Genomic DNA, 17,955 nt, shown 5'->3' on the forward strand with positions numbered 1-17,955 from the left:
CTTACTTTGCTCCACGCCTACGGTTATTAAAAACAGGTCGTTGTGGTAATTTTTGTTCCTGTAAAGGCATAACAACTGGAGCAAATTCTTTCATTACACGGCGATAGACTTCCCGTTTAAAAGAAACCACTTGCCTAACAGGATACCAATAACTGACCCATCGCCAGCCATCAAATTCTGGCGATTTACTGCGCTGCACGTTTATATCAGCATCATTACATTGCAGTTGGAGTAAAAACCAACGCTGTTTCTGCCCAATACAAACCGGTTTTGTATCCCAACGCACCAAACGCTTGGGTAATTTGTAACGTAACCAATTACGGGTAGATGCCAATAACCTGACATCCTTACGCTGTAGCCCAACTTCTTCGTATAACTCACGATACATCGCTTGCTCAGGTGATTCCCCTGGGTTGATGCCCCCTTGAGGAAATTGCCATGAGTGCTGACCATAGCGGCGAGCCCATAAAACATGCCCTTGCCGATTACAAATTACAATTCCTACATTCGGGCGGTAGCCATCATCATCAATCACTCGACTACCCCAATAACCAAATTTGAAAGATACCTAATTGTTTCACACATACCCTAACTGGTAAACCTATATCAATACAGTTTGCAGATATGTCCGAAGTCTCTACAATAGTAAGCGTCTCAACGGGGTGCCAAAATTATTGTGGCTGAGAAATAACCCGTAGAACCTGATCCGGTTAATACCGGCGTAGGGATTTGAGCCACCGCCTGCAAACCTGCATCGGTTCACTCTCAAATCCTGTGTCACTCTCTTTTAGCGCAGGAAAAAGCATGTTTAAAAACAAAATTATAGCATCGATTTTTACCCTTAGTGCACTCAGTTTAAGTCAATTCGCATGGGCAGAAAAACCGACCCTAACTGTCTATACCTATGACTCCTTTGCCGCAGAGTGGGGACCAGGTCCGCAAATTAAAAAAAATTTTGAAGCTCAGTGTGATTGCGAATTAAAAATTGTTGCCTTAGGGGATGGCGTTGCGCTGTTAAACCGTTTAAGAATGGAAGGCAAAAAAAGTAAAGCTGACGTCATTTTGGGCTTAGATAACAACCTGTTAGATTCCGCAGAGAAAACAGACCTCTTTGCCCCTGCTGAAATTGACACGACAGCCTTAAAATTACCTATTACATGGGATAGTTCTATTTTCATTCCTTATGACTATGGCTATTTTGCTTTCATTTATGACAAAAATAAAATCCAACAACCACCCACAAGTATGGATGCGCTATTAAATAGCGAAAATAACTGGAAAATCATCTACCAAGACCCACGCACCAGCACACCAGGACTTGGCCTGATGTTATGGATTGAAAAACTATATGGTGATAAATCCGCAGATGCGTGGAAAAAAATGGCAGGAAAAACCTTAACGGTCACCAAAGGTTGGAGCGAAGCATACGGCTTATTCTTAAAAGGTGAAGGAGATTTCGTTCTGAGCTATACCTCATCGCCGGGCTACCAGATGCTCAACGACAAAAAAGATAACTACGCCGCTGCCTTGTTTGATGAAGGCCATTACATGCAAGTGGAAGTCGCCGCAAGGTTGAAAAACAGCCCACAACCTGAACTCGCTAAGCAATTTTTACAATTCGTTTTAACACCTGGATTCCAAAATACATTACCGACCACTAACTGGATGTATCCGGTGATTGATATCCCTCTGCCAGAGGTTTATAACCAACTACCTCTGCCAGAAAAAGCCTTACAATTTAGTTCACAAGAAGTGGCTAAAGAACGTCAAAACTGGACGCGTTTATGGCAAACCGCCGTCAGTCGTTAATTAATCTCTCTTTATTACCGGGAGCTCTCGCTTCCGGTTTATTAATTACGATAGCGCTTCTCAGTTTTGGAGCGCTCTGGTTTTTTGCGCCTGAAATCGCCATTGATGACATCATCAGCGACAGTTATCTATGGCATGTCATTGGCTTTACCTTTTGGCAGGCATTTTTATCCGCTATTTTTTCCGTGCTTCCTGCCATTTTCCTTGCAAGAGCACTTTACCGCCGTCGCTTTTGGGGACGTACACTATTTATACGCCTCTGTGCGATGACGCTTGTTCTCCCCGTTTTAGTCGCTGTTTTTGGTATTTTATCGGTATACGGGCAAACAGGTTGGTTGGCAAAAATCTGTCACTGGATAGGCGTGGAATACCGTTTTTCTCCCTACGGCTTAAAAGGAATTTTACTTGCACATATTTTCTTTAATATGCCACTCGCCACAAGGATGTTGCTACAATCCTTAGAAAATATCGCCATTGAACAGCGGCAAATGTCAGCACAATTAGGGTTTAATGAGTGGCAACAGTTTAGAATTTTAGAATGGCCTTATTTGCGTAGGCAAATCCTCCCTACCGCAGCACTGATCTTTATGCTGTGCTTTGCCAGTTTTGCCACCGTACTCGCTTTAGGTGGTGGCCCTGCGGCAACAACGATTGAACTCGCAATTTATCAAGCGCTTAATTATGATTTTGACCTTGGTAGAGCTACCATTTTGGCGCTCATCCAATTATTTTTCTGCATTGGATTAATGTTTGTCTGTCAAAAAATCAATAATTTATTTTCAGTCGGTTTTAGCCATCAAACACAATGGGTAGACCCCGCAGATAACCTATTTCGTCGTATTCGTGATTGCCTATTAATTGCCGCGGCGATGTTATTGCTGCTTCCCCCCCTGCTTGCGGTGGTTTTCGATGGTTTAAACGGCCAACTATTATCGGTATTACAGCAACCTGCATTATGGCAAGCCACAAGAACATCCCTATTTATTGCGCTTTGCGCAGGTGTGGTCTGTGTCACTCTCACCTTGATGCTGCTCTGGAGTAGCCGTGAACTGCGTTTACGCCAAGCTGTGCGACTAGGACAAGCGATTGAGTTAAGCGGCTTAATTATTTTAGCTATGCCTGGTATCGTCCTTGCTACAGGTTTTTTTATCTTTTTCAATGAAACCATTGGGCTCCCTGAATCCCCCTACCCCTTGGTGATTATGACCAATGCTCTGTTGGCTATCCCCTATGCCTTAAAAGTCCTCGAAAACCCGATGAGGGACACCGCAGAGCGATATAACCCTTTATGTCAATCCTTAGCGATCACAGGGTTTAACCGTTTTAAAATTATTGAGCTAAAAGCACTACGTAAACCTATTGCCCAAGCTCTCGCATTTGCTTGTGTAATTTCGGTGGGGGATTTTGGCATCGTGGCGCTGTTTGGTAATGAAAATTTCCGTACGCTTCCCTATTATTTGTACCAGCAAATTGGGGCGTATCGCACCAATGATGGTGCGGTAACCGCAATGCTGCTGCTATTACTGTGTTTTTGTTTATTTAGCCTGCTCGAACGCATCTCAGGAAAACACCATGATTAAGCTGACAAATTTAGACTACCAATATGATAACTTAACGATGTCATTTGATTTTTCAGTAAAATCAGGGGAATGTGTCGCGATTATGGGGCCAAGCGGTGCAGGGAAAAGTACGTTACTGAGCCTAATTAGCGGCTTTCAATTTCCCAAAACAGGCACAATAGAACTTAACGGGCAAGATCATACCTTTACCCCGCCAGCGCAACGTCCTGTTTCCATGCTATTTCAAGAAAACAATTTATTCGCACACTTAACGATACGGCAAAATATCGGTCTCGGTTTACAGCCAAGCCTGCGATTAGGCTCGGCGCAAATGCAGGTCGTCGAGCAAATTGCAGCTCATGTCAGTTTAACTGAATGCTTAGACCGCTTGCCTGCACAGCTTTCAGGGGGACAACGCCAACGTGCAGCTCTTGCACGGTGTTTGGTTCGCAATCAACCGATTTTATTGCTTGATGAGCCGTTCTCAGCCCTCGACCCTGCCCTGCGCCATGAAATGCTTATGTTGTTAAAAACGGTTTGTGCAGAAAAATCCATCACACTGTTAATGGTGTCCCATAATGTGGATGACGCCCTGCAAATTGCCCCAAGAACGTTAGTCATCACTGATGGGGTAATTGCCTATGACGGCGACACACAAGCTTTATTGCAAGGGCAAAGTGCAGCTTCTGCACTTCTTCGTGTCACCGACACCAATTAATACTGTATAAATTCACACTATTGTCGTATATTATTGGGTAACTTAGCGAACCGAGTTGCCCAATGCCTCAACCAATGCCCCCTGTACAACAAGGCTTTATCTTAAGCCGACATTGGAAAGACACCCGCCACGGTGTTGAGGTCACGTATTGGCTTCTCACAGACACGCTCCCGCAAAAAATTACTATTCCCAATCAAAAAGCAATTGGCTTTTTATCGGCTTCAAAGCTACCAATTGTTCAGCATCTTTTAGATGAACAACCAAATGTCAGCTACCGATTACTTGAACTCTCTGACTTTCAAAGGGAAAAAGTCTACGCCATCTATTGCCACCAATACCGTCAATTACAGAATATTGAAAAAAGCTGTAAAGAATTAGGTGTTGAGCTGTTTGAAACCGATATTCGTCCTTGCGAACGCTATTTAATGGAGCGCTTTATTACAGCGCCCGTGTGGTTTTCCCGTAATTCGCGCAGTGAATACCAGCTCAAGCCTTGTGAAGGTTATCGCCCAAAAATTAAAGCGGTATCTCTTGATATCGAAACCAGCCAACATGGTGAGCTATATTCCATCGGGCTATCTGGTTGTGGTGACAACGTGGTGTTTATGTTAGGCCCAGAGCAAGGCCCTGCATTAAATTCGGATCATCGCCTTGTGTATGTAAATAGCCGGCCTCAATTGCTTGATAAGCTCAATGAATGGCTGCAGCAGTACGATCCTGATGCCATAATCGGTTGGAACTTAATCCAGTTCGACTTACAGGTTTTGCAAAAACACGCAGAACGCTATGGCATTCCGCTGTTATTTGGGCGGCAAGGGACAAAACTTGAGTGGCGGGAGCACGGCTTCAAACAAGGCGTTTTCTTCGCTTCAGCCCAAGGTCGGCTTATTATCGATGGCATAGATGCGCTCAAAAATGCAACATGGCATTTTGCTTCGTTTAGTTTGGAATTTGTCGCACAAGAGCTTCTCGGGGAAGGTAAGGCGATTGATACGCCCTACGACCGAATGGACGAAATTAACCGCCGCTTTGCTCACGATAAACCCGCTTTGGCACACTACAACATTCAAGACTGCGTTTTAGTCCACCGTATATTCGAAAAAACCGATCTCATGGCGTTCTTGCAAGAACGTTCGTCAGTGACAGGCTTAGTGCCAGATAAAATGGGGGGCTCCGTTGCGGCATTTTCCCACCTTTATATTCCACGGTTACATCGTATTGGTTTTGTCGCACCGAATATAACCGAGCACAAAATGCAGTTGAATCCTGGTGGGTTCGTAATGGACTCTCAACCTGGATTGTATGACTCCGTGTTAGTGCTAGACTACAAAAGCCTGTACCCCTCAATTATTCGTACCTTTTTAATTGACCCCGCAGGCATGATTGAAGGGCTTGCTCACCCTGAACCACAACATTCTGTGCAAGGTTTTCGCCAAGCATGGTTTTCACGTACAACCCATTGTTTACCCGATATTGTTAGCCATATTTGGCAAGCGCGCGATAAAGCCAAAAAAGAACACAATGCTCCGCTTTCTCAAGCCTTAAAAATTATTATGAATGCCTTTGCAGGCGTGCTTGGCGCTGAAGGTTGCCGTTTCTTTGACCCACGCTTAACTGCTTCAATTACAATGCGCGGCCATGAAATCATGCGTACAACCAAGCGATTGATTGAATCCCAAGGTTACCAAGTCATTTATGGGGATACAGACTCCACATTTGTTTGGCTACGTGACCAACACACTGAAGAGCAAGCACAAAAAATTGGCTATGCCCTTCGTGATTACGTTAATGATTGGTGGAAACAACATTTAAAGGATGAGTGGCAGCTCGAAGGTGTGCTTGAACTTGAGTACGAAACACATTATCGCCGTTTTCTTATGCCAACCGTGCGTGGCGCTGAAATGGGCAGTAAAAAACGTTATGCGGGTTTAAGCCAAGATAAAATGATATTCAAAGGGCTAGAAACGATCCGATCAGATTGGACTCCACTCGCACAAATTTTTCAAAAAGAGCTCTACACTCGAATTTTTCATCGCCAATCGTATCGTGAATATATTCGTGAATATATCCAAAATATTCGGGCGGGTAAATTTGATGACCGCTTAATTTACCGTAAACGCTTACGCCGAAAACTCACTGATTACCAACGAAATGTGCCACCACACGTTCGCGCAGCACGTGCCGCAGATGACTATAATGTAAAATTACAGCGCCCATTACAGTACCAAAATGGGGGCTGGATAAGCTATATCATCACACTGGCAGGGCCTGAACCGCTCGAAATCGTAACAGCAAGGCCGGATTATGAACACTATATTAGCAAGCAAATCAAACCCATAGCCGATGCTATCTTACCTTTCTTAGAGGATGACTTTGATACCCTATTAACAGGCCAAATTACCCTGTTATTTTAAAATTTATTATTCCACTGATGCTTTTTTAACAGGTGACGATAAGCCGCGGTTGAATTAATATAACGCCCCTTTGATATCCGCACAGCTCGACTGCACAAATAATGCGCGATAATCAGCAATACTCGTTATAATTCAAGCAGCACTCCTTACCTTATCTTTAACGCGTTTTTCGCTAAGAAGTTAAAGCAATGACTGTGAGCCACTGCAATTTGAATTTATTAATGTGTATAATTAATCATCAGGTAATGACTATTTTTACTAAAAATCGAATTCTTCCTTGTGCAACAGATGATTAGTTGCACCAACACTGGGCGAAGACTCTGATAAAAATTGTCTTAAAAAATCTAAGAATAACTCACAAATTTATGGAATTAAGTTAAATCTATGCCATTTACTCTTGGTCAACGCTGGATCAGCGATACAGAAAGCGAACTTGGATTAGGCGCCGTTGTGGCTATCGATACCCGCATGGTAACGTTACTTTTCCCTGCAAGTGGCGAAAACCGCCTTTACTCACGCAGTGATGCGCCCATTACCCGAGTGATGTTTAATGAAGGTGATACCATCACCAGCCACGATGGCTGGCAACTTCAAGTTGAAAGCATTGAAGAAGATAAAGGATTATTAACTTACATTGGTACGCGCTTAGACACGCAAGAAACTGATGTAAGCCTCAGAGAAGTGTTTCTCGATAGCAAATTGACCTTTAATAAACCGCAAGACCGTTTATTTGCAGGGCAAATTGACCGTATGGATCGCTTCGCACTGCGTTTTCGCGCACGTAAATTTCAAAGCGAGCAAGTTAAGCACCAAGCAACTGGCCTGCGTGGCATACGCGCCAGTTTAATTCCACACCAGTTACACATCGCCAACGAAGTAGGCAAACGCCACCATCCACGCGTTTTACTCGCAGATGAAGTGGGTTTAGGGAAAACCATTGAAGCTGGGATGATCATCCACCAGCAACTTATTGCTGGCCGTGCTGAGCGTGTTCTTATCATTGTTCCTGACAGCTTACAGCATCAATGGCTGGTAGAAATGCTCCGTCGTTTTAACCTGCGTTTCTCGCTGTTTGATGATAGCCGCTATAGCGAAGCGCAACACGACAGTGATAACCCATTTGAAACTGAACAATTAGTCCTGTGCTCACTGGATTTTGTGCGCCGCAACAAGCAACGTTTTGATCAACTGGTTGAAGCTGGCTGGGATATGATGGTTGTCGATGAAGCACACCATTTGCAATGGAGTGAAGCAGCGCCAAGCCGCGAATATCAAGTAATTGAAACGTTGGCAGAAAATATTCCTTCAGTCCTTCTGTTAACTGCAACGCCTGAACAACTTGGCCAAGAAAGCCACTTCGCACGTTTACGCCTTCTTGACCCAAGCCGTTTCCATGAATATGCGGAATTTGTTGCTGAGCAAGATAACTACCGCCCAGTTGCCGATGCTGTTTCATTATTATTATCTGGCGATAAACTGACTAATGACCAACAAAACTTACTCAATGATTTAATCAAAGAGCAAGATATTGAGCCATTACTAAAAGCCGCTAATCTCGAAACAGAAGATGGCACTGCGGCACGTCAAGAACTAATTAACATGCTGATGGACAGACACGGGACAAGCCGCCTGTTATTCAGAAACACCCGTAATGGTGTTAAAGGCTTCCCGCGTCGTGAGCTGCATTCGTTAAAAATGCCATTACCGACCCAATACCAGACCGCAATTAAAGTCGCAGGTATTATGGGCACCAAAAAAGACACCGAAACTCGCGCCAAAGAAATGCTCTACCCTGAGCAAATTTACCAAGAGTTTGAAGGTGAAAATGCGACGTGGTGGAACTTCGACCCTCGCGTTGAATGGTTGATGGGCTTTTTAACCGCGAATCGTAATGAAAAGGTCCTTGTTATCTGTGCAAAAGCGGCGACTGCACTGCAATTAGAGCAAGTTTTACGTGAACGCGAAGCGATTCGTGCAGCCGTCTTCCACGAAGGGTTATCCTTGTTAGAGCGCGACCGTGCTGCGGCTTATTTTGCTTCTCAAGAAGAAGGCGCACAGGTCTTACTGTGTTCTGAAATTGGTTCAGAAGGCCGTAACTTCCAGTTCGCAAACCAGTTAGTCATGTTTGACCTACCGTTTAACCCTGACTTACTAGAACAACGTATTGGCCGTTTAGACCGTATTGGCCAAAGCCGTGATATCAGCATTCATGTGCCTTTCTTAGAAAACACCGCTCAAGCCGTGCTGATCCGCTGGTATCACGAAGGCTTAGATGCCTTTGAGCACACCTGCCCGACAGGTCGCGCTATTTACGATAAATACTACCAACCGTTGCTGCAATTTATGGCTGAACCGACTGTCACTGAAGGGTTTGATGAGTTTATCAAAACGTGCCGTGACGAACACGACAGCTTAAAACTGCAATTAGAACAAGGCCGTGACCGCTTGCTGGAAATGCATTCAAACGGCGGAGATGCAGGTAACCAGCTAGCAGAAGAAATTGGTGAAGGCGATAACGACACTGAGCTGGTTAACTTCGCGCTAAACTTGTTTGATATTGTTGGTATTAATCAAGAAGATAAGAGCGATAACCTAATCATCTTAACGCCATCCGACCATATGTTAGTCCCTGATTTCCCAGGTCTTCCACAAGATGGTTGCACCATCACGTTTGATAGAGAGCAAGCGCTTTCCCGTGAAGATACACAATTTATCAGCTGGGAACACCCTATCATCCGAAATGGCTTAGATTTAGTGTTATCGGGGGATACAGGCAGCTGCGCAGTTTCTTTATTGAAAAACAAAGCATTACCTGTCGGCACGTTACTAACTGAGTTAATTTATGTAGTTGAAGCACAAGCACCAAAAAACTTGCAAATTAGCCGTTTCTTACCCGCTACACCAGTACGTTTATTAATTGATTTAAAAGGCAATAACTTATCTTCTCAAGTTGAGTTTGAAAGCTTTAACCGCCAATTAAATGCGATTAACCGCCATATGGCGAGCAAACTGGTGAATGCAGTACAAAACGAAGTGCATTCCGTTCTGCGTTTGTCTGAACCGATGGTGGAAAAAGAAGCGAAATTACTAATTGAGAGCGCAAAAGATGCCGCTGATAAAGCGTTAACTTTAGAGCTTTCACGCTTAGAAGCGCTAAAAGCGGTCAACCCAAATATCCGTGATGAAGAGTTGGATATTATCGAGGAAGAGCGCCAACAACTGATGACCAATATTGACCAAGCCACATGGCGCCTCGATGCCATCCGCTTAGTCGTTGTAACGCATCAGTAAGCCATAACAATCGAACCATAGAACACTTGATGGTTCGATAATTAATTTAAAATCTACAACTCGATTTACTTACGTAATAATTGAATTACCCTAAATAATTCGAGTTGTAGGTAGGCGGCAAATGAAGCTATCTCAGGGAGCATACACAAGTATGTAACCTGAGCAGATGAATGAAGCCAACACCCCTACAACTTGAAGTATGACGGGTAATTTTATGGAACCTTACCATCCCTCCATTGAACCTTGGCTGCATGTGCTCTACCAAGATGAACACATCATTGTGGTGAATAAACCCAGTGGCTTACTTTCCGTGCCGGGAAAAGCCCCTGAACACCATGACAGCATTATGAGCCGCGTTCAGCGCGATTTTCCCGCTGCAGAATCTGTTCACCGCCTTGATATGGCCACCAGCGGTGTGATGGTCGTTGCGCTGCATAAAGCTGCTGAGCGTGAACTCAAACGCCAATTTAGAGAGCGTGAACCTAAAAAAGTCTATATTGCGCGAGTTTGGGGCCATTTAGAGAAAGAAGAAGGATTAGTTGATTTACCTCTGATTTGCGATTGGCCAAACCGACCAAAGCAAAAAGTGTGCTTTGAAACGGGCAAGTCGGCACAAACAGAGTACCAAGTATTGGCGCGTGAAGCACAAGCGACTCGCGTGAAACTGTCACCAATTACAGGCCGTTCCCATCAATTGCGCGTTCATATGCTTGCATTGGGTCACCCTATCCTTGGCGATCGTTTCTATGCCCACGATGAGGCCAAAGCCCTTGCACCTCGCTTGCAGTTACATGCTCAGGAGTTATACATTACCCATCCTGAATATGGCACACCAATGCATTTTACCTGCCAGCCCGACTTTTAGGTTTACTCAAGCGATTGATTGCCCAATCCCCCTCTCCTATATAGTTCGTGCTACCGCAAAACGCCGACTGAATGAATCCCTAGAAGCGTAGATAACTACGTGACTAGGGTTTGCAAACACAGCCAACACCCCTGCGGCGCGAAATATGACGGAAAGCACCACTTTCCTCTTTCTCCTAAATAATTCGGGCTATAGGTAGACGGCAAATTGAGGATATCTCAGGGAGCATACAAAAGTATGTGACTAGGGTTCGCGAGCGCAGCCAACAACGCTGCGGCGCGAAATATGACGGGGAAAGTTATTTGAAGCCAAGCTCCTTTTTAACTAAGTCGTACGCCGCTTGAATTGATTGAGCTTTCTGCTTCGCAATTTCCATCATTTCTGGCGGTAAACCTTTTGCCACTAATTTGTCTGGATGGTGCTCACTCATTAACTTGCGGTAAGCACGCTTAATCTTAGTCGGTTCGTCGCTAGGAGACACACCAAGGACTTTACAGGCATCTTCGAGTGTTGGGCCATTAGATTGCTGGTAATAGCCTCCTGATTGCTGCTGGGAGTATCCTTGGCCGAATTGGCGGCCACTTTGGATCATATCCAAGAATTGCTCGAACTGAACTTTAGAAATACCGAGCTCTTCTGCGATGATAAACAGCACTTTTCTTTCGTTTGGATGAAGGGAGCCATCGGCAAAAGCGGCCTGCAATTGAATTTCCAGAAACATCTGAATTAAGTCGAATCGACCATAACATGCCATACGTAATTGTTTTAAAACATCACGTAAAGGAAAGTTAGGTGATTTCCCTTCTCGAAAGGCTTGTTGTGCTGCTTTTCGGGTTTCGCCGTGCAGTTGCATTCTGTCCATCAAATTTGATGCGAGCTGAATATCCGTCTCGGTTACACGGCCTTTAGACTTGGTTAAATGCCCTAAAATTTGGAAGGTGCTCGCAAAGAAAATAATTTGGCGATCACGCTTATTCATCGACCCGGCAAATTTACGTTGTATTGATGCTTTATCAAAGCCGTGGCCAATAATTAACCCCGCTAACGCCCCCCAAAAACCTAATCCAGAGACGATTGCGAGTATTACGCCAATAATTTTACCCCAATAGTGCATATATCCCTCAATTCTTCAATGCTCAAAATGCAATTTTGCATTATCATACTATTCATTCTGCTCTATGCATAACTACCCGCGCGTAAAGTTTCTTACATTATACTGGCGCAAAGTGGTTGGCTAAGTTAGTCTTTGAGCGTTTGCTGGCTGTGCCAATGATGACGGAACCGCATATTTAATGATGAAAAAAAGCTATCCAACACTAGTTGCCACCCTTGTATGGGCGGCTATTTATAGTCAGCAAGCGCATGCTGACCTTGCGCAGCAGTGTATGCTGGGCGTCCCTGTTTACACAAAACCGATTGTAAAAGGTGACCCTAACAACCTGCCAATTAACATTACGGCTGAAGATGTTCGTGGTGAATACCCTAATTTTGTTGAATATGATGGCAATGTCGATATCCAACAAGGGAACCAAACGCTAACCGCTGATAAAGTTAAGCTAACGCAAACTGAAACTGCGGGGCAGCCACCTGTTCGCGAAGTGACTGCAACAGGTAATGTTCACTATGACGACCCACAAATTATCTTAAAAGGCCCTTCTGCTTGGTCTAACTTAGATAATAAAAATACCGACGTGAACGACGGTAACTACATGATGGTCGGTCGCCAAGGCCGTGGTGACGCAACGAAAATGAAAATGCGTGGCGAAAACCGCTATTCCATCATGGAAAACGGGACATTCACCACCTGTTTACCCGGCAATAATAGCTGGAGCGTTGCAGGGTCTGAAGTCATTATCGACCGAGAAGAAGAAGTTGCGGAAATTTGGCATGCGCGCTTTAAGGTCGGGGATGTTCCCGTATTCTATAGCCCATACATGCAATTACCGATTGGTAACAAACGCCGATCAGGTTTCTTAATCCCGACTGGAAGCTACTCGAATAATGATGGTTTAGAATTCTCTTTACCCTATTATTGGAATATTGCCCCGAACTATGATGCGACTATCACGCCTCAGTTTATGACACATAGAGGCGTGAAGTTAAACAACGAATTCCGTTATCTTATCACACCAGGAACAGGCACAGTCGCCTTTGATTATATCGCCCGTGACCGCGCTTATATCAAAGATAAAGACCGTGAAAAACGTGCCGCTCGTGATAGCGATGACCGTTGGTTGTTCTACTGGCGCCATTCAGGCACCTACGCAGGGCACTGGAATTTTGCGTCTGACTACACCAAAGTCAGCGACCCGCAATACTTTACCGATTTTAGCTCCCAATACGGTAGTACAACCGATGGTTACGCCACGCAAAAATTTAGCGCAGGCTATTCGGATACTAACTGGAATGCGAAAGTTACCCACAAACAATTCCAAATTTTTGCGGATAACCCGAACAAACGTGCTTACAAAGCAGAGCCACAAGTTGACTTCAATTATTATAAAAATAATTTAGGTGCTTTTGATGTGCATACCTATGCACAAGCCGCTCGCTTTACCAGCGTAGGTAAAAATAACCCTGATGCAACGCGTTTACACATTGAGCCTGAAGTGAACCTGCCATTATCAAATGGCTGGGCAAACATGAATAACAGCATCAAACTGTATGCGACCCATTACGACCAAGATATTCCAACATCAAATACAGATAGCAGCCTAGAGAAAAACGTTAGCCGTGTGCTTCCAATGTTTAAGAGCGATGCGAAAGTCGTTTTCGAGCGCGACCTTTTCCAAGGCAGTGACTATGTGCAAACATTAGAGCCTCGTGTTCAATACTTGTATATTCCGTATAAAGATCAGGACAATATCAATAACTTTGACTCATCTTTACTGCAATCAGATTACAGCGGTTTATTCCGTGAGCGTATTTACAGTGGCCTTGACCGTATCGCCTCTGCAAATCAGTTCACGACCGGTTTAACTACTCGCGTTTATGATGATGCACTCGCGGAACGCTTTAATTTCTCCGTGGGGCAAATCTATTACTTTGAACGCCCACGTGCAGGGAACTCAAACCGCCCTATCGATGATAAGAGCAACACAGGTTCTTTACTGTGGGCAACAGATTCCATGTGGCGTATTGATGAAAACTGGGGTATTCGTGGTGGGTTACAATACGACCGTCGCCTGGGTAACGTCACAATGGGTAATGCTGTTGCAGAGTACCGTTTAGATGCTGACCGTTTAGTTCAGTTGAACTACCGCTTTGTTGACCGTGATTATATTCAAGCCACTTTCCGTCGAGATGAGGCTGAGAATGGCGGCTATACCTATACACTGCCTGAATACCAACAAGGTATTTCCCAAGTTGGTACAGTGGTAAGTTGGCCATTAAGCGAACAATGGGGCTTTGTCGGTTCCTATTATTACGATACAAAACAACAACAATCTGCAAGTCAACTAGTTGGGTTGCAATACAATACCTGTTGTTGGGCAGTCAACCTTGGTTATGAACGTAAGATTGTCGGCTGGCAAAAAGATAAGTTCAGCAGCGAATATGATAATAAATGGTCAGTCAATGTGGAACTTAGAGGCCTAAATAACAATCATAGTTTAGGTAGTCAGCAAATGTTAGAAGCGGGTATCATGCCTTACCAGCGAGCTTTCTGATAACAAATAGCATCGTTTATTCTGAATAACATGCGATTTACTCTGAATAATTTGAGAGGCACTTACTCTAAATAATTCGAGATGCAGTTAGGCGACAAATGAGTGAGTCGCTAGGAGCATACATCAGTATGTGACTTGCGCGAGTGAGTGCAGTCAACAACACTGCAACTCGAAGTATGACTGTATTTACTCTGAATAATTTAAGGGTATTTACTCTGAATAATTTAAGGGTATTTACTCTAAATAATTCGAGATGCAGTTAGGCGACAAATGAGTGAGTCGCTAGGAGCATACATCAGTATGTGACTTGCGCGAGTGAGTGCAGTCAACAACACTGCAACTCGAAGTATGACGAGTAAATAATTCGCGGTGCAGTTAGGCGACAAATGAGTGAATCTCTAGGAGCATACATCAGTATGTGACTTGCGCGAGTGAGTGCAGTCAACAACACTGCAACTTGAAGTATGACGAGTAAACAACGTATTAGCCCGCATTTAGCGGATTCAAAGTCAATATATAGGACCATTATGAAGAATTGGAGAACGCTTATTCTGGGACTGATGTTCGCAAGCTCTGCTACGTTGGCTGCGCCACAGCAAATGGATAAAGTGGCTGCGGTTGTCAATAACGGAGTTGTGCTGGAAAGTGACATCCAGAATATGATCAACACAGTTAAACTGAATGCACAAAACGCACGCCAGCAGATCCCTGATGATCAAACGCTACGCCATCAAATCCTTGATCGCCTAGTGATGGATAACATCATGCTGCAAATGGCAAGCCAAATGCAGATCAATATCCCAGATGAAGCGGTGACGGCAACTATCACTGATATTGCACGTCAAAATGGTTTAACACTGGAACAAATGCAACAGCGTTTAACCGCTGATGGCATCAACATGAACCAATACCGCAGTGAAATCCGCAAAGAAATGCTGATTGCGGAAGTTCGTAATAACGAAGTTCGCCGTCGCGTTACCATTTTGCCACAAGAAGTTGATGCACTTGCTGAGCAAATGAGTTCACAAGCTAACTATGAAATGGGCGTAAATTTAAGTCACATCTTGATCCCATTACCAGAAAACCCAACACCAGAGCAGCTCAAAACCGCGGAAGCATTAGTGGACAAAATTTTAGCTGACCTGAAAAAAGGCGGTGATTTCGGTAAGTTAGCCATTGCATACTCTGCTGACCCTCAAGCGCTTAAAGGCGGAAACATGGGTTGGTCACGTTTGCAAGAGCTTCCAGTGGTATTTGCTGAACAGTTAAAAAATGCGAAGAAAGGTGATATCGCAGGCCCAATCCGCTCAGGTGTTGGTTACCATATTTTACGCGTGAACGATGTCAGTGGTGGTAGCCAGCCTATCTCTGTGACTGAAGTAAAAGCGCGTCATATCTTGATTAAATCATCTCCAATTATGAATGACGTACAAGCAAGGCAAAAACTGAATAAAATTGCCCAAGATATCCGTTCTGGTGCCGTGTCATTCGAAGATGCTGCAAAAGAAAACTCAGAAGACCCGGGTAGTGCATTAAAAGGTGGGGAACTTGGCTGGAATATGCCAGATATTTACGACCCAGCATTCCGTGATGCATTGATGAAACTGAATAAAGGCGAGTTAAGCCAACCAGTTCCTTCAAGTTTTGGCTGGCACTTAATTCAGTTAGAAGATACACGCAGTGTTGATAAAACAGATGCGGCGCAAAAAGACCAAGCTTACCGTTTACTGTTCAACCGTAAATTTAATGAAGAAGCGCAAAGCTGGATGCAAGAACAACGCGCTTCCGCTTACGTGAAAATTGTTGACGGTAGCGATAACCAAGCTAAAGATGAAAAATCTAACTAAGCCGATTGTGATTACCCCCGGTGAACCCGCCGGGATTGGCCCAGATTTGCTTATCCAGCTCGCTCAACAGGCATGGCCTGTTGAGCTTGTTGCTTGTGCAGATCCCAATTTGTTACTTGAGCGCGCTAAAACACTAAACTTGCCACTTACGTTAAGTGAATATATGCCAAGTGAGGTGCCTAAAGCACACACAGCAAGCCATCTGTCCATCGTTTCTGTGCCATTAAATACCGCTGTGAAAGCAGGCGAGCTTAATGTCAACAATGGCAACTATGTGGTTGAAACACTTGCTAGAGCCTGTGATGGTTGCTTAACAGGTGAGTTTTCCGCCATTGTGACAGGGCCAGTACATAAAGGCATCATTAACGATGCTGGTGTTGCTTTTAGTGGGCACACCGAGTTTTTTGCCGATCGTAGTGGTTGTGAGCGCGTTGTTATGATGCTGGCAACAGAAGAGTTACGTGTAGCCCTTGCGACAACACACCTTCCGTTAAAAGACGTTTCAGCCGCAATCACGCAGCAAAGCCTTCATGAAGTCATCACCATTTTACATCATGACTTGCAAACTAAGTTTGGCATTGAAAAACCCGCTATCTACGTCTGTGGGCTGAACCCTCATGCAGGAGAAGGCGGCCACATGGGTACGGAAGAAATTGATACCATTGAACCAGCATTGGAAAGCCTACGAGAACAAGGCATCCATTTAGTCGGGCCACTGCCTGCTGATACACTGTTCCAAGCCAAATATTTAGACCACGCTGATGCAGTTTTAGCAATGTATCACGATCAAGGTCTTCCTGTGTTAAAATACCAAGGTTTTGGTAGAGCGGTAAATATTACCCTCGGCCTACCGTTTATCCGCACCTCCGTTGACCATGGCACAGCCCTTGAGCTCGCAGGTACGGGTCATGCAGATGTGGGAAGTTTTATCACCGCATTGACATTAGCTATCCAAATGACATCTAAGAATACATGAATAATCGAGTCCATCAGGGGCATTTTGCCCGCAAACGTTTCGGGCAGAACTTTTTAACTGACCAATTTATTATCGACAGCATCGTTGATGCAATGAACCCTCTGCCGGGTCAATCCATTGTTGAAATCGGCCCCGGCTTAGGCGCACTCACTGAGCCAGTCGGTAGCCGCATTGAAAAAATGACGGTAGTCGAACTTGACCGTGACCTCGCGGCGCGTTTGCACGTCCATCCACAACTCAAAGATAAATTAACGATCATTCAGCAAGATGCAATGACCGTTGATTTTGGTGAATTGGCTAAACAAGCTGACCAGCCACTGCGTGTGTTTGGTAACTTGCCTTACAACATTTCCACACCATTAATGTTTCACCTATTCACATTCACTAACTCTATTGCTGACATGAATTTCATGCTGCAAAAAGAGGTGGTTAACCGCTTAGTTGCAGGTCCCGGCAGTAAAGCCTTTGGCCGCTTGAGTGTGATGGCGCAATATTACTGTAACGTCGTGCCTGTTCTTGAAGTGCCGCCAACGGCATTTACCCCGGCACCAAAAGTCGACTCAGCCATTGTCCGCTTGATCCCACACCGTGAGAACCCATATCCTGTTAAAGATATTAAGTTCTTAAGTCGGATCACCACGCAGGCCTTTAATCAGCGCCGTAAAACCATCCGTAACAGTCTTGGTGATTTATTTAGCGTTGAAGAATTAACTGAATTAGGCATCGACTTAAGTACCCGTGCCGAAAATATTTCTGTTGAACAGTACTGCAAAATGGCAAACTATCTTTCTAACCGATCAGAATAGAA

12 protein-coding genes and 1 riboswitch are annotated in these 17,955 nt (G+C 44.5%); of the genes, 10 read left to right on the forward strand and 2 right to left on the reverse strand.

Going from position 1 to position 17,955, the window contains the following annotated elements:
* Position 1: 1 nt before the first annotated feature.
* A complete protein-coding gene (gene rppH, locus J6836_RS12850) occupies positions 2-535 on the reverse strand; it encodes an RNA pyrophosphohydrolase (RefSeq protein WP_219244423.1) in 534 nt (177 codons plus the stop codon).
* Between the two features lie 113 nt (positions 536-648).
* Positions 649-746: riboswitch (TPP riboswitch) on the forward strand.
* A gap of 58 nt (positions 747-804) precedes the next feature.
* Here rppH and thiB point away from each other — a divergent pair.
* The 6 genes from thiB to rluA all read left to right on the forward strand — a co-directional run bounded on the left by thiB (position 805) and on the right by rluA (position 10,656).
* Positions 805-1,809: a thiamine ABC transporter substrate binding subunit gene (gene thiB, locus J6836_RS12855; protein WP_219244424.1), complete on the forward strand. Its 1,005-nt coding sequence runs from the start codon at positions 805-807 to the stop codon at positions 1,807-1,809.
* The gene (gene thiP, locus J6836_RS12860; protein ID WP_219244425.1) at positions 1,785-3,389 is read left to right on the forward strand and encodes a thiamine/thiamine pyrophosphate ABC transporter permease ThiP; all 1,605 of its coding nucleotides are present in this window, start codon (positions 1,785-1,787) and stop codon (positions 3,387-3,389) included. The genes thiB and thiP overlap by 25 nt, the downstream gene beginning before the upstream one ends.
* Positions 3,382-4,086 carry a thiamine ABC transporter ATP-binding protein ThiQ gene (gene thiQ / locus J6836_RS12865; protein WP_219244426.1) on the forward strand — a complete coding sequence of 235 codons (705 nt, stop codon included), beginning with the start codon at positions 3,382-3,384 and terminating at the stop codon, positions 4,084-4,086. The genes thiP and thiQ overlap by 8 nt, the downstream gene beginning before the upstream one ends.
* Positions 4,087-4,148: 62 nt before the next feature.
* The gene (locus J6836_RS12870) at positions 4,149-6,500 is read left to right on the forward strand and encodes a DNA polymerase II (protein WP_219244427.1); all 2,352 of its coding nucleotides are present in this window, start codon (positions 4,149-4,151) and stop codon (positions 6,498-6,500) included.
* Between the two features lie 384 nt (positions 6,501-6,884).
* Entirely contained in the window at positions 6,885-9,791 is a 2,907-nt protein-coding gene (gene rapA, locus J6836_RS12875; RefSeq protein ID WP_219244428.1) for an RNA polymerase-associated protein RapA, read from the forward strand.
* Positions 9,792-10,005: 214 nt separating this feature from the next.
* Positions 10,006-10,656 (forward strand): bifunctional tRNA pseudouridine(32) synthase/23S rRNA pseudouridine(746) synthase RluA, encoded by a 651-nt coding sequence (rluA, locus tag J6836_RS12880; RefSeq protein WP_219244429.1) that lies wholly within the window; start codon positions 10,006-10,008, stop codon positions 10,654-10,656.
* Between the two features lie 298 nt (positions 10,657-10,954).
* Here the strand turns inward: rluA and djlA are convergent, their stop codons facing one another.
* Entirely contained in the window at positions 10,955-11,770 is an 816-nt protein-coding gene (djlA, locus tag J6836_RS12885; protein WP_219244430.1) for a co-chaperone DjlA, read from the reverse strand.
* A 181-nt stretch (positions 11,771-11,951) separates the two neighbouring features.
* Here djlA and lptD point away from each other — a divergent pair, with 181 nt between their 5' ends.
* The 4 genes from lptD (at position 11,952) to rsmA (ending at position 17,953) form a co-directional block, all read left to right on the forward strand.
* Positions 11,952-14,324 (forward strand): LPS assembly protein LptD, encoded by a 2,373-nt coding sequence (gene lptD / locus J6836_RS12890; protein ID WP_219249504.1) that lies wholly within the window; start codon positions 11,952-11,954, stop codon positions 14,322-14,324.
* Positions 14,325-14,851: 527 nt separating this feature from the next.
* Positions 14,852-16,171: a peptidylprolyl isomerase SurA gene (surA, locus tag J6836_RS12895; protein WP_219244431.1), complete on the forward strand. Its 1,320-nt coding sequence runs from the start codon at positions 14,852-14,854 to the stop codon at positions 16,169-16,171.
* Positions 16,155-17,147 (forward strand): 4-hydroxythreonine-4-phosphate dehydrogenase PdxA, encoded by a 993-nt coding sequence (pdxA, locus tag J6836_RS12900; protein WP_219244432.1) that lies wholly within the window; start codon positions 16,155-16,157, stop codon positions 17,145-17,147. Before surA ends, pdxA begins: the two co-directional genes overlap by 17 nt.
* Positions 17,144-17,953: a 16S rRNA (adenine(1518)-N(6)/adenine(1519)-N(6))-dimethyltransferase RsmA gene (gene rsmA / locus J6836_RS12905; RefSeq protein ID WP_219244433.1), complete on the forward strand. Its 810-nt coding sequence runs from the start codon at positions 17,144-17,146 to the stop codon at positions 17,951-17,953. The genes pdxA and rsmA overlap by 4 nt, the downstream gene beginning before the upstream one ends.
* Positions 17,954-17,955: the final 2 nt, after the last annotated feature.

The sequence above is a fragment of the Providencia sp. R33 genome, assembly GCF_019343475.1.
Classification (GTDB): Bacteria; Pseudomonadota; Gammaproteobacteria; order Enterobacterales; family Enterobacteriaceae; genus Providencia.